The sequence below is a fragment of the Kitasatospora sp. NBC_01250 genome, from assembly GCF_036226465.1.
In the GTDB taxonomy this organism is placed as follows: domain Bacteria; phylum Actinomycetota; class Actinomycetes; order Streptomycetales; family Streptomycetaceae; genus Kitasatospora.
Genome location: NZ_CP108476.1, coordinates 4049949 through 4062105 on the forward strand (window position 1 = coordinate 4049949; position 12157 = coordinate 4062105).

Annotated in this window: 13 protein-coding genes; 4 read left to right on the plus strand and 9 right to left on the minus strand. The window is 71.7% G+C overall.

The annotated features are described in order from the left end of the window. The first annotated feature begins 410 nt into the window (after positions 1-410). Positions 411-1058 carry a TetR family transcriptional regulator gene (locus tag OG500_RS16615; protein WP_184937043.1) on the plus strand — a complete coding sequence of 216 codons (648 nt, stop codon included), beginning with the start codon at positions 411-413 and terminating at the stop codon, positions 1056-1058. Positions 1059-1249: 191 nt separating this feature from the next. Here the strand turns inward: OG500_RS16615 and OG500_RS16620 are convergent, their stop codons facing one another. The 6 genes from OG500_RS16620 to OG500_RS16645 form a co-directional block, all read right to left on the minus strand. Then, positions 1250-2194 carry a beta-ketoacyl-ACP synthase III gene (locus OG500_RS16620; protein ID WP_327067459.1) on the minus strand — a complete coding sequence of 315 codons (945 nt, stop codon included), beginning with the start codon at positions 2192-2194 and terminating at the stop codon, positions 1250-1252. A gap of 300 nt (positions 2195-2494) precedes the next feature. Next, positions 2495-3484 carry a L,D-transpeptidase family protein gene (locus OG500_RS16625; protein ID WP_442907041.1) on the minus strand — a complete coding sequence of 330 codons (990 nt, stop codon included), beginning with the start codon at positions 3482-3484 and terminating at the stop codon, positions 2495-2497. Between the two features lie 116 nt (positions 3485-3600). Then, positions 3601-4764 (minus strand): aminofutalosine synthase MqnE, encoded by a 1164-nt coding sequence (gene mqnE / locus OG500_RS16630; RefSeq protein WP_327067461.1) that lies wholly within the window; start codon positions 4762-4764, stop codon positions 3601-3603. A gap of 69 nt (positions 4765-4833) precedes the next feature. After that, the gene (locus OG500_RS16635; protein ID WP_327067462.1) at positions 4834-5796 is read right to left on the minus strand and encodes a threonine ammonia-lyase; all 963 of its coding nucleotides are present in this window, start codon (positions 5794-5796) and stop codon (positions 4834-4836) included. Positions 5797-5814: 18 nt separating this feature from the next. Then, positions 5815-6273, minus strand: a complete 459-nt coding sequence (locus tag OG500_RS16640; RefSeq protein ID WP_327067463.1) for an Lrp/AsnC family transcriptional regulator — start codon at positions 6271-6273, stop codon at positions 5815-5817. Between the two features lie 149 nt (positions 6274-6422). Beyond that, positions 6423-7121, minus strand: a complete 699-nt coding sequence (locus tag OG500_RS16645; protein WP_327067464.1) for a UbiX family flavin prenyltransferase — start codon at positions 7119-7121, stop codon at positions 6423-6425. A 39-nt stretch (positions 7122-7160) separates the two neighbouring features. Between OG500_RS16645 and OG500_RS16650 the strand changes: the two genes are divergently transcribed. Both OG500_RS16650 and OG500_RS16655 read left to right on the plus strand, forming a co-directional pair. Then, the gene (locus OG500_RS16650; RefSeq protein WP_327067465.1) at positions 7161-7919 is read left to right on the plus strand and encodes a cyclase family protein; all 759 of its coding nucleotides are present in this window, start codon (positions 7161-7163) and stop codon (positions 7917-7919) included. A 64-nt stretch (positions 7920-7983) separates the two neighbouring features. Continuing rightward, complete coding sequence (locus OG500_RS16655; protein WP_327067466.1) at positions 7984-8694, plus strand: MOSC domain-containing protein; 711 nt, start codon at positions 7984-7986, stop codon at positions 8692-8694. Between the two features lie 16 nt (positions 8695-8710). Here the strand turns inward: OG500_RS16655 and OG500_RS16660 are convergent, their stop codons facing one another. The 3 genes from OG500_RS16660 to OG500_RS16670 all read right to left on the minus strand — a co-directional run bounded on the left by OG500_RS16660 (position 8711) and on the right by OG500_RS16670 (position 11543). Further along, positions 8711-9079 carry a VOC family protein gene (locus OG500_RS16660; protein ID WP_327067467.1) on the minus strand — a complete coding sequence of 123 codons (369 nt, stop codon included), beginning with the start codon at positions 9077-9079 and terminating at the stop codon, positions 8711-8713. Positions 9080-9180: 101 nt separating this feature from the next. Further along, the gene (gene mqnP, locus OG500_RS16665) at positions 9181-10089 is read right to left on the minus strand and encodes a menaquinone biosynthesis prenyltransferase MqnP (RefSeq protein ID WP_327067468.1); all 909 of its coding nucleotides are present in this window, start codon (positions 10087-10089) and stop codon (positions 9181-9183) included. Beyond that, positions 10086-11543 carry a menaquinone biosynthesis decarboxylase gene (locus tag OG500_RS16670; protein WP_327067469.1) on the minus strand — a complete coding sequence of 486 codons (1458 nt, stop codon included), beginning with the start codon at positions 11541-11543 and terminating at the stop codon, positions 10086-10088. Before OG500_RS16670 ends, mqnP begins: the two co-directional genes overlap by 4 nt. A 105-nt stretch (positions 11544-11648) precedes the next feature. On the opposite strand from OG500_RS16670, the gene OG500_RS16675 reads away from it, so the two are divergent. Further along, positions 11649-11990: a PLD nuclease N-terminal domain-containing protein gene (locus OG500_RS16675; protein WP_327067470.1), complete on the plus strand. Its 342-nt coding sequence runs from the start codon at positions 11649-11651 to the stop codon at positions 11988-11990. Positions 11991-12157 lie beyond the last annotated feature (167 nt).

The window sequence follows — 12157 nt, forward strand, 5'->3', positions numbered from 1 at the left end:
CGGCTGCCACCTCCCCGTCCGCACGACACCCGTTCGGGGGCCGGAGTTGATTCTCCAATGCGCCCGGCCCCTGAGCCAATCTCCCCCTGCCCCAGGTCTGCGGCCGTGTCGCGCCATACCGTCGGCTTCCGGCCAGTCGCCGCCCCGGGCCGTCCTGGGCGGCGACCGACGGCCCGTCGACTCGACGATCGGCCAGCCGATCTGACGAGCCCTCGGAAGTCACCGCATTCATGCGCGGCACTACGCAGAGCAACCCGAGTCCCCCTCAGCCCACTGTCCGTCACTCTGTGCCGCCATCAGCACACGGGGGGGCTTCGAATATCGCTATCGCGCCCCCATTACCGCCCCCGTGCGGACTAATAGTCGCATCACCGAATCGCGCCATGATCGGTGCGCGGTAAGCTGACGGCATGACAGGACAAGTTCGCACCGTCGACGGTCGCGTCGCCGGGCGACGCGGACAGGAGACGCGGCAGAAGCTGCTCGACTGCCTCCGCGAGATGCTCAGCACGTCGCCGTACCGGGACGTCAAGGTCATCGACGTCGCCCGTATGGCGGGTACCTCCCCCGCGACCTTCTACCAGTACTTCCCGGATGTCGAGGGCGCCGTCCTCGAGATCGCCGAGGAAATGGCCAAGGACTCCGTCGAGCTCAAAGAGCTGATCGACGGAAAGTCCTGGGCAGGAAAGTCCGGTGCCACCACCTCCGAAGAACTGGTGGACGGATTCCTCGCCTTCTGGCGCAAGAACGACGCCATTCTGCGCGTGGTCACCCTTGGTGCCGCAGAAGGGGACAAGCGGTTCTTCAAGATCCGTATGACGGTCCTCAACTCGGTCGCCAAGCCGCTCGCGGATGCCGTCAAGGACCTCCAGGCCAAGGGCCAGGCCGACAAGGCGCAGGACGCCGCGGCGGTGGCCGGCTCGCTGATCTCGCTGCTCGCATCGGCGGCGGAGCATCAGAAGGCCTTCACCTCCTGGGGCGTCAAGGTCAAGGACCTCAAGCCCACCCTCGCCCCCCTGGTCTACCTGGGCGTCACCGGCAAGAAGCCTCCCAGGTAGACCGTCCGACTACCCTAAAAACCTCATAGCGTGTGCTCGCGCGTGGCCCCGGCCTCCTGTCCGGTGGAACGTCGGGCGGCGGCCGTGTCCTCGGGGGAGGTTCGCCGACGTACCGCAGCGCGCCGGCCCCACACGTGGCGGTGGGCGGGATCCCTGACCGGGATCCCGCCCACCGCTGTGTTCGCGCCCGCTCAGGGGCAGCGGATCACCTGGCCCGCGTAGGCCAGCCCGCCGCCGAAGCCGAAGAGCAGCACCGGATCGCCGCTGCTCAGCTCACCGCGCTCGACCAGCTTGCTGAGCGCCAGCGGGATCGAGGCGGCCGAGGTGTTGCCGGAGTCGACCACGTCGCGGGCGATCACGGCGTCGGTGGCGCCGAGCTTGGCGGCGATCGAGTCGATGATCCGCAGGTTCGCCTGGTGGGCCACGAAGCCCTTGAGCTTGCTCGGCTCGATCCCGGCCCGCTCGCAGGTCTGCCGGGCCAGCGGCGCGATCTGGGTGGTGGCCCAGCGGAAGACCGCCTGGCCCTGCTGGCTGATCACCGGCTTCCACCCGGTGATGGTCACCGCGTCGGTCTTCTCCGGCTCCGAGCCCCAGACCACCGGGCCGATGCCGGGCTCGCAGTCCGCCGGCTGGGCCTCGACCACCGCTGCTCCGGCGCCGTCGGCGAAGATCACGCAGGTGCTGCGGTCGGTCCAGTCGATGGTGTCGGACATCCGCTCGGCGCCGATCACCAGCGCCCGGGTCGCCGCACCGGCCCGGATCGCGTGGTCCGCGGTGGCCAGCGCGTAGGAGAAGCCCGAACAGACGGTGTTGATGTCGTAGGCGGCGGGGCTGGGGATGCCGAGGCGCGCAGCCACCGCGCAGGCGGTGTTGGGGCTGCGCTCCACGGCGGTACAGGTGGCCACCACCACGAGGTCGATGTCCGCCGGGGCGAACCCGCTCGCGGCCAGCGCCTTCTGCGCCGCCTCGGTGGCGAGGTCGACGAGCGTCTCGCTCTCGGCGATGTGCCGCGCGCGGATGCCCACCCGACTGCGGATCCACTCGTCGTCCGTGTCGACCAGAACCGCCAGGTCGTCGTTGGTGAGGACCTTGGCGGGCTGGTAGTGGCCGAGCGCCACAATGCGGGAACCGGTCATAGTGCCACTCAACCCGGTTACCGGTGCGTCAACTGCTCACGGCCGGTGACAGGATCCGACCCCGGAAGCTGTAGGAGACGAACAACAGCCCTTGTCCCGCAACGGGCCCCGGGGGGACATTCGGGGGCATAAAGAGGATTCTCAGGTGGTCCGCCGGTGGGGGCCGGGTGAAGGAGCGGCGTTCGGGCCGAGTCTGGGCGGCGCCGACGAAGGAGTCCATGCGGAGCATCGGCGACTGAGGAGAAGCCGTCCAGGCGACAGCCCGGGCGTCGCGACGCCGGCCCCCACCGGCGGACCACCTCAGGTGGCGAGCGAGGCCGCGTCGCCCATCACGATCACCGGATGGGCTGCCGGATCGAGGGTGCGCAGCAACTCGGTCATGTGGTCCTCGGCCAGCGAGACGCAGGCGTGGGTCGGGCCGCCGTGGTCGACGTGCAGCCAGATGCCGCCGCCCTTGGCCGCGCCGAGCGGCTTCTGCAGGTCCAGCGGGGAGGTGCCGACCACCCGGTTGTAGTCGATCGCCACCACGTAGTCGAAGGCGCCGGCCAGGGACTCGCCGTTGAAACCGGTGCCGCCGGCCACGAAGTCGTCGTCCTGGTGGTAGGGCAGCTTGCTGCCCGGGTCCGGCTTCAGGCCGCCGGCGTCACTGAGCGTGTAGACGCCGATCGGGCTGCGCAGGTCGCCGTCGGTGTGGTCGGTGCTCCAGCCGGCGTCGCCGTTGTGGGCGCTCCACGCGGTGCCCGGGCGCCAGCGGCCGTCGGGGGTGCGGTTCCACAGGGTCACGGTGGAGTCGGAGGAGTCCTTGCCCGCACCGGCGGCCAGCACCACCTGGGTGCTCTGGGCCGGTATCTTCGCGCTGAATCCCGCGCCCAGGCCGGGTATCGCGGTGTAGCTGCCGTCCGCCCGGTCGGACCGGTCGGCGCCGGGTGCCTGGGAGTGCGGATCGCCGGCGGTGGGCTGCCCGGCCGGGGTCGCGGCGGTGCTCGCCCCGGGCGTGCCCTGCGGGGCGGCCGACGCCTGGGGCGGCAGCGCCAGCGGTGTGCTCCGGGCGAGCGCCGCGCTGCCGTGCGCGCCGAGCAGCCCGCCGGGGCCGAAACCGAACCAGCCGACGGCCGCGACCGCGAGCAGGGCCGCGGTGCCCGCCGAGGTGGCTCCGCGACGCCGGCGCGCCTTGCGCCGCCGGCCGCGGGCCTGTGCCCGGGGCCCTGGCGCCGCCCGCCCGCCGGTGGATCCCGCGGCGGCAGCACCCGCGGGGCGGTGGCGTTCGGCAGCACGACGTGTTCCGGACATGCGATCGATCCTGCCAAAAGCGGCCCGGGAAGGTAAACCCGGGCCGCCATAAATCCTCATGAAGGGACGTCAGGGCTCCTGCGGAGGGCCTGTGTCCGTGATCGGGCCGGTCGCCGTCAGAGGCGCATCGCCTGCGGGGTCTCGCGACGCTGCAGGTCCGGGCCGTCGTACTCGCGGATCACCTCGTAGCGGGTGTTGCGCTCCATCGGCCGGAAACCGGCGTCCCGGATCAGCTCCAGCAGGTCCTGGCGGCCGAGCTTGTTCGGGGTGCCGAAGTTGTCCGCGTCGTGGGTGATCTTGTACTCCACCACCGAGCCGTCCATGTCGTCCGCGCCGTGGCTGAGCGCCAGCTGGGCGGTGGTGACGCCGTGCATCACCCAGAAGACCTTGACGTGCGGGACGTTGTCGAAGAGCAGCCGGGAGACCGCGAAGGTCTTCAGCGCCTCGGCGCCGGTGGCCATCTCGGTGCGCTCCATCAGCCGGTTGCGGACCACGCCGTCCTTGGAGTCGTGGAAGTCGTGCTGGTAGCGCAGCGGGATGAAGACCTGGAAGCCGCCGGTCTCGTCCTGCAGCTCACGCAGCCGCAGCACGTGGTCGACCCGGTGCCGGGGCTCCTCGATGTGGCCGTAGAGCATGGTGCACGGGGTCTTCAGGCCCTTCTCGTGCGCCAGGCGGTGGATCCGCGACCAGTCCTCCCAGTGGGTCTCGTGGTCGACGATGTGCTGGCGGACCTCCCAGTCGAAGATCTCCGCGCCGCCGCCGGTCAGCGACTCCAGGCCGGCGTCGATCAGCTCGTCCAGGATCTCACTCGCCGTCAGGCCGCTGATCTTCTCGAACCAGTGGATCTCGGTGGCGGTGAACGCCTTGAGCGAGACGCTGGGCAGCGCGGCCTTCAGCTCGCGCAGGCTGCGCGGGTAGTAGCGCCACGGGAGGGTGGGGTGCAGGCCGTTGACGATGTGCAGCTCGGTGAGCGAGTCCACCTCCATCGCCTTCGCCAGCCGCACGGCCTCCTCGATCCGCATGGTGTACGCGTCCTTCTCGCCCGGCTTGCGCTGGAACGAGCAGTAGGCGCAGGAGGCGGAGCAGACGTTGGTCATGTTCAGGTGGCGGTTGACGTTGAAGTGGACGACGTCGCCGTTCTTCTTCGTCCGCACGTGGTGCGCCAGGCCGCCCAGCCAGGCCAGGTCGTCGCTCTCGTAGAGCGCGATGCCGTCCTCACGGGTCAGCCGTTCGCCCGCGTAGACCTTCGCCTCCAGCTCCCGCTTCAGCCCTGCGTCCATGCGGCGACCCGCCTCCTGTGTCATTCGGTGCAAAAGCCATCGGCCTGATTGGCCAGATCGAGACTACGCCTATGCGGCGAGCAGCTCCGACAGGAGCTCGGGTTCCACGTTGCCGCCGCTGACGACCGCCGCGAAGACCCTCCCGCGCAGCTCACCGGCCCGGTACAGGTAGCCGGCGGTTGCCACCGCCCCGGACGGTTCGGCGACCAGGCGTCCGCGCCGGGCCAGCACGGCGACGGTGTCGCGGATCTCGGCCTCGCTGACCGTGACGATGTCGTCCACGTAGGCCTGCAGGTGCTCGAACGGCAGCATGCCCACGGCCGGGGTGCGCAGGCCGTCGGCGATCGTCCGGTAGGTGTCGGCGACCGGCCAGCTGATCCGCTCACCGGCCCGCAGGCTGGCCCGGGCGTCGGCGGCGAGCTCCGGCTCGACGCCGATCACCCGCACGCCGGGGGTGGTCAGCTTGATCGCCGCGGCGACCCCGCTGATCAGCCCGCCGCCGCTGACCGGCACCAGCACGGTGTCCAGCTCGTCCGGGGCGTCCTCGCCGATCTCCAGGCCCACCGTGCCCTGGCCGGCGATGATGTCCGGGTCGTCGAAGGGCGGCACCCAGACGTAGCCGTGGCGCTCGCGCAGCTCGGCGGGGAGGTCGTCGCGCCGGTCGGGCGCGACCAGCACGACCTCGGCACCGTAGGAGCGGGTGTTCTCGACCTTGACCGCGGGCGAGGTGTCGGGCATCACGATGACGGCCTTGATGTCCAGCAGCCTTGCCGCGTAGGCGATCGCCTGGGCGTGGTTGCCACTGGACTGGGCGACCACGCCGCGTGCCCGGTCGGCGGCGCTCAGCTGGGCCAGCCGGTTGTAGGCACCGCGGATCTTGAACGCCCCGGTGGGCTGGAGACTCTCCGGCTTGAGCCAGAGGCGGCGGTTGCCGTCATCGGCCCAGGGCGCCGGCATCAGCGGGGTGCGGACCGCGACCCCGGCTATCCGTCGCTGAGCGGCGCGCAGCTCTTCCAGCCCGACCAGTGGCATCCGATCCTCATTCCCGACTCAGTCGCTCAGGGCCGGGAGCTCGCTGACCCGGTTCTCCCATTTGGTGGACAGTACGACGGTGGTCCGGGTGCGGGCCACCCCCTTGGTGCCCGACAGCCGCTTCACCACCGACTCCAGGCCCTCCACGTCGGAGACCCGCACCTTGAGCATGTAGGAGTCGTCGCCCGCGATGAACCAGCAGTCCTCGACCTCGCCGAGGTCCTTCAGCCGGTGCGCCACGTCCTCGTGGTCGGCCGCGTCGGTGAGCTGGAGGCCGATCAGGGCCGTCACCCCGAAGCCGAGCGAGGCCGGGTTGACGGTGGCCCGGTAGCCGGTGATCACGCCGGCCTGTTCCAGCCGGTTGATCCGGTCCGTGACGCTCGGACCCGACAGGCCCACCAGGCGGCCCAGTTCCGCGTAGGAGGCGCGACCGTTCTCCCGGAGCGCCTGGATGAGCTGTCTGTCCACCGTGTCCATGTACCGTCCGCGTCCTTCCGAACTCGCCAGACTCCGAGAGCATTATCCGCAATTCCAAGGGTTCACACGTGGTGCAACCCGGTTTTCGCAGACGTCAGATGTCGGATGCCAGATATCGCAGAGAACATACTCTCTCGGCGCGGGCACTCCTACGTCCCCTCGGCGGTGCGGGCCGCGCCGAGCTCGCCGCCCCAGCGGCGGTAGAGCGTGTGCGGCACCCCGACCGCGTCCAGCACCCGCCCGGCCACGAAGTCCACCAGCTCCCGGGCGGTGGAGCCGCCCGCGTAGAACCCGGGCGAGGCGGGCAGCACCACCGCGCCGGCCGCGTCCAGCTCCACCAGGTGACGCAGCGTCACTCCGTCGAGCGGTGTCTCGCGGACGCAGACCACCAGCGGGCGGCGCTCCTTGAGAGTCACGGCGGCGGCCCGCTGGAGCAGGTCCTTGCTCAGGCCGAGCGCGATGCCGGCCACCGCGCCGGTGGTGGCCGGCACCACCAGCATCCCCTTGGCCGGGTAGGAGCCGCTGGAGGGGCCCGCCGCGAAGTCGCCGGCGGCCCAGTAGCGGACGTCGTCCAGCTCGGCGCCGGACAGGCCGGCGGCCGCCGGGCTGTCACCGCCCGGCTCGCCGCACAGCCAGGCGGCCAGGTCGGTGCGCCAGTGCGCGTCCCGGAAGGAGATGCCGGTCTCGTCCAGGATGGTCAGCCGGGCGGCCCGGCTGACCACCAGGTCCACCGCCTCGCCGGCCGCCAGCAGTGCCCGGATCACCGAGGCCGCGTACGGCGTGCCCGAGGCGCCCGAGACCGCGACCACCCAGGGCCGCCGTACCGTGTCGTCGTCTTCCTTGCCCATACCCGCACCCTAGGGCCTGGGACGCGAGAGCATGGTGGGGTGACTTCTTCGCCGGACCCGGTCCTGATCGACCTCACCCACCAGGTCACCACCGGCATGCCCGTCTACCCCGGTGACCCCGAGGTGGCTCTGCGCCCCGCGCTGACCACCGACACCGCCGGGGTGAACGTGCTCTCGGTGCACCTCGGCTCGCAGTCCGGCACCCATGTGGACGCCCCGTACCACGTGGACGTCACCTGGCCCACGCTGGACGGGCTGCCGCTGAGCCGGTTCACCGGCCCCGCGGTGGTGGCCGACCTGCGCGCGCTGCCGGCCCGCACCCCGGTGACACCCGATCAGCTGGCGCCCGCCCTGGAGCGGCTGACGCCCGGCGCGATCCTGCTGCTGGCCACCGGCTGGCCGCGGTTCTGGGGCACCGAACGCTATCTGGCCCACCCCTACCTGACGCCCGAGGCGGCCGAGGCGATCGTGGCGGCCGGCGTGCGCACCCTCGGGGTGGACGCGCTGAGCGTCGACGCCACCCCCGACCCCGGCCCGGCGGACCCGGCGGTGGCCGTGCTGCTGGCGGGCCTGGCCGACGAGCACGACACCGCCCCGGTGGCCGAGGCGCCGCTGCTGGCCGCCCACCGGATCCTGCTCGGCGCCGAGGGCGGCGGCGTGATCGCGGAGAACCTCACCGACCTGACGGCGCTGCTGGAGGCCCAGGCCCGGGAGAAGCCGATCAGCCTGAGCCTCTTCCCGCTGCGGCTGGCCGCGGCCGACGGCGCACCCGTGCGGGCGGTGGCACGGGTCGGCTGAGCGCTCCCCGGCCTGCTCCATAGGTCTAGACCAAGGTTCGCCGCCCCCGATAGGCTGCCCGTCCATGGCAGAGATCGTCGGAGTGGTCGAGCGGCTCTGGCGCTACCCCGTGAAGTCGACCGCCGGGGAGCGCCTGACCCAGGTCGCCCTGGACGACCGCGGCCTGGCCGGCGACCGGCTCTACGCCGTCCGCGACGCCGACGGCCGGCTCGGCTCGGGCAAGACCACCCGGCGGTTCCGGCGGATGGACGGGCTGCTGCGCCTGGGCTCGCGGCTCGGACACCGGCTGGAGGGCCCCGAGCTGCTCGACCCGCTGGGCCGCCCGATCGCCGATCCCACCGCCTTCCTCCGTGCCTACCTGCAGCGGGACGGCGTCGAACTGGCCCGCGAGGACGCCGTCTCGCACTTCGACCAGCTGCCGGTGAGCCTGCTGACCACCGCGACCCTGGACTGGCTGCGCGAGGCCGTGCCCACCGAGCTGGTGGACGAGCGCCGGTTCCGCCCCAACATCGTGCTGCGCACCCCGCCGGGCACCCCGCCGTTCGTCGAGGACCACTGGTTCGGGCGGGAGGGCGAGCTGAGGTCCGGCGCCCGGCTGGCCTTCGTCCGCTCCAGCGAGCGCTGCGCGATGGCCGCCGCCGCGCAGCCGGGGCTGCCGCACGCCCCCGGGATCCTGCGGGTGCTGGACCGGGCCCACCAGCGGCGCCTCGACGTGCTGGCGACCGTCAGCGCGCCCGGCCCGCTGCGGGTCGGGGACCGGCTGCGACTGCTCTAGCAGCCAGGGCCGCAGGTCAGTGCGAGAGCAGGCAGAACGGGTGGCCGGCCGGATCGGCGTAGATGACCCAGCCCGCCTCGCGGCGCAGGAAGGCCGCGCCGTGCGCGGTCACCTCGCGCTCGGCGGCCGGCAGGTCGGCGACCTGCACGTCGAGGTGGAACTGCTGCGGGTGGCCCGGGTCGGGCCACTGCGGCGGGTGGAAGTCCTCGGCCCGCTGGAAGGCGAGCACCAGCCCGTCCGGCGTGTGCAGGGTCGACCAGTCCTCGTCCAGTCGCCAGCGGGGGTCGGGCCGGTCCACCTCGCCGCCGAGCAGCGCGGCGTAGAACCGGGCCAGCGCGGCCGGGTAGTGGCAGTCCAGCACCACGCACTGCAGGGTACCGAGCATCGACGCTCCTCCAGGGCCCGTTCGGGCTCCGATCATCGCGTACCCGCCGGGCCCTGAGAAGGTGCCACCCCGGGGCGTGCCCCGGGGTGGCCGACGCCGCGTCAGGCGAAGTGCAGGCCGCGCAGGATCAGGTCCAGCAGGGCGAAGCCGAACAGCGAGACGCCGACGAATCCGTTGGCGGTGAAGAAGGCCCGGTTGAGGCGGGAGAGGTCGTCCGGCTTGAGGATGCTGTGCTCGTAGCAGAACGCGACGATCACCACGGCCAGGCCGACGTAGAACGCCGGGCCCACGTGGGTGAGCACGCCGTACCAGACGAAGAGCCCGGTGGTGACGGCGTGGCAGACCCGGGCGCCGGTGAGCGCCGCGGCGACGCCGAACCGGGCGGGCACCGAGCGGACGCCCTCGGCCCGGTCGGCCAGCACGTCCTGGCAGCCGAAGATCAGGTCGAAGCCGCCGATCCAGATGCCCACCGCGAGCCCGAGCACCACCGCGTCCCAGGACCAGGTGCCGGTGACGGCCAGCCAGGCGCCGACCGGGCCCATCGCCTGGGCCAGCCCGAGGATCGCGTGCGGGAAGTCGGTGAAGCGCTTGCCGTAGGGGTAGACCACCATCGGCACCACGGCCACCGGCGCGAGCGCCAGGCAGAGCGGGTTGAGCAGGGCCGCGGCACCGAGGAAGACCAGCAGGGCGATGCCCGAGCCGGTGTAGGCGGTGCGCAGCGAGACCGCGCCGGTGACCAGCTCGCGGCCCGCGGTACGGGGGTTGCGGGCGTCGATCTCGCGGTCGATGATCCGGTTCGCGGCCATCGCGAAGGTCCGCAGGCTCACCATCGCGACGGTGACGATCAGCAGCTGCCCCCAGTGCACCCGCTTGTCCGCGAGGAACATCGCGGTGAGGGTGGCGATGTAGGCGAAGGGGAGGGCGAAGACCGAGTGCTCGATCAGGACCAGGCGCAGGAAGGACCTGGTCTTGCTCGGGGGCGCCTCGAACGCGTCGGCGGTCAGGCTCACAGTCCGTACTCCGTCCAGCGCTTGGTGACCAGGGTGGCCGTGGCCGGGTCGGAGCTGACCATCTCCGGCCAGCCGCCGTCGCGGGTGTAGCCCTCCTCGGGGAGCTTGCGGGTCGCGTCGATGCCCGCCTTGCCGCCCCAGAACTGCTGGTAGGAGGCGTGGTCCAGGTGGTCCACCGGGCCCTCGACCACGCTCAGGTCGCGGCTGTAGTCGGTGTTGCCCAGCGCCCGCCAGGCGACCTCCTGGTAGTCGTGCACGTCGCAGTCGGCGTCCACCACGATGATCAGCTTGGTCAGCGACATCATGTGGGCGCCCCAGATGGCGTGCATCACCTTCTGCGCGTGCTTGGGGTACTTCTTGTCGATCGAGACGATCGCGCAGTTGTGGAAGCCGCCGGCCTCGGGCAGGTCGTAGTCGACGATGTCCGGGATGATGATCTTGAGCAGCGGCAGGAAGAACCGCTCGGTGAACTTGCCCAGCGGTCCGTCCTCGGTCGGCGGGCGGCCGACCACGATGGACTGCAGGATCGGGCGGCGGCGCATCGTGACGCAGTCGATGGTCAGCGCCGGGAACGGCTCCTGCGGGGTGTAGAAGCCGGTGTGGTCGCCGAACGGGCCCTCGGGCAGCATCTCGCCCGGCTCCAGCCAGCCCTCCAGCACGACCTCGGCGTCGGCCGGGACCTGGAGCGGGACCGTCTTGCAGTCGACCATCCGTACCCGCTCGCCGGCCACGAAGCCCGCGAACAGGTACTCGTCGATGTCGCCGGGCAGCGGGGCGGTGGCGGCGTAGGTGACCACCGGCGGGCAGCCGAAGGCGATCGCCACCGGCAGCCGCTCGCCGCGCCGGGCGGCGGCCTGGTAGTGGTTGTGGCTGTCCTTGTGGATCTGCCAGTGCATGCCGATGGTCCGCTTGTCGTGCCGCTGCAGGCGGTACAGGCCCAGGTTGCGCCCGCCGGTCTCCGGGTCCTTGGTGTGGGTCAGGCCCAGGTTGAAGAAGGAGCCGCCGTCCAGCGGCCAGGTGAAGAGCGCGGGCAGGGTGTCCAGGTCCACCTGGTCACCGGTCAGCACCACCTCCTGCACCGGCGCCTCGGTCGTCTTGACCTTGCGCGGCGGCACATGGGTCATCGAGGCGAGCTTGCCGAAGGCGTCCCGGACGCCGGTGAAACCGTGCGGCAGCTCGGGCTTCAGCAGCCCGGCGATCTTCTCCGCGATGTCCTCCGGCGACTTGAGGCCGAGCGACTTGGCCAGCCGGCGCTCGGTGCCGAAGACGTTCATCGCCAACGGCATCGTGGAGCCCTTGACGTTCTCGAAGAGCAGCGCCGGGCCCTTGGCCTTCTGCACCCGGTCGACGATCTCGCCGATCTCCAGATGGGGGTCCACCTCGACCTTGATGCGCTTGAGGTCGCCTTCTCGTTCGAGAGCCCGCAGAAACGAGCGGAGATCGTCGTATGCCATACCTGCCAGTATCGGGTACCCGATAGCCTGGCCCGGTCAACAGGTCCCGCTCCACCGCGGCGCGGGGCCCGCCGCCCGCTCGGTCTCGGGGGAGAGAAAACCGACGTGCTGGACTATCTGCCGTTCCTGGTCGTCCTGCTGCTCTGGGTGTGGGCGTTCATCGACTGCCTGACCACCCCCGAGCAGGAGGTCCGCCACCTGCCCAAGGTGGTCTGGATCCTGCTCATCCTCTTCTTCGGCGAGGTGCTGCTCGGCCCGCTCGCCTGGCTGCTGGCGGGGCGGCGCCGCGGTGCGCCGGTGCTGGGCCGGGGCGCCGGCTTCGCGCCGGACGGGCCGGCCCCGCTCGGACGCCCACTGGCACCGGACGACGACCCCGAGTTCCTCGCCTCGCTGCAGCGCGACAACGAGCGCCGCCGCCGGGAGGGCCGCGGCGACGCCACGACCTGACGCAGCAGCCCGGGGGCCGGGCCCGGCCCCGGTACTGTGCCGCTTGATCCGCAATCTTCGCCTTTTGGTGTATCCCTACGACTGATGGTCCACCGACCCGTTCCCGGGACCAACCCCTACCGACCCCTGGCCGACACCCTGCGGCCCACTGGGTCACCCCCTAGCAA

Bases quoted from the DNA above. Each gene is read 5' to 3' on its own strand.
- OG500_RS16615 (WP_184937043.1), top strand. From the start codon at position 411: ATGACAGGACAAGTTCGCACCGTCGACGGTCGCGTCGCCGGGCGACGC.
- OG500_RS16620 (WP_327067459.1), bottom strand. From the start codon at position 2,194: ATGACCGGTTCCCGCATTGTGGCGCTCGGCCACTACCAGCCCGCCAAG.
- OG500_RS16625 (WP_442907041.1), bottom strand. From the start codon at position 3,484: ATGTCCGGAACACGTCGTGCTGCCGAACGCCACCGCCCCGCGGGTGCT.
- mqnE (WP_327067461.1), bottom strand. From the start codon at position 4,764: ATGGACGCAGGGCTGAAGCGGGAGCTGGAGGCGAAGGTCTACGCGGGC.
- OG500_RS16635 (WP_327067462.1), bottom strand. From the start codon at position 5,796: ATGCCACTGGTCGGGCTGGAAGAGCTGCGCGCCGCTCAGCGACGGATA.
- OG500_RS16640 (WP_327067463.1), bottom strand. From the start codon at position 6,273: ATGGACACGGTGGACAGACAGCTCATCCAGGCGCTCCGGGAGAACGGT.
- OG500_RS16645 (WP_327067464.1), bottom strand. From the start codon at position 7,121: ATGGGCAAGGAAGACGACGACACGGTACGGCGGCCCTGGGTGGTCGCG.
- OG500_RS16655 (WP_327067466.1), top strand. From the start codon at position 7,984: ATGGCAGAGATCGTCGGAGTGGTCGAGCGGCTCTGGCGCTACCCCGTG.
- OG500_RS16660 (WP_327067467.1), bottom strand. From the start codon at position 9,079: ATGCTCGGTACCCTGCAGTGCGTGGTGCTGGACTGCCACTACCCGGCC.
- OG500_RS16670 (WP_327067469.1), bottom strand. From the start codon at position 11,543: ATGGCATACGACGATCTCCGCTCGTTTCTGCGGGCTCTCGAACGAGAA.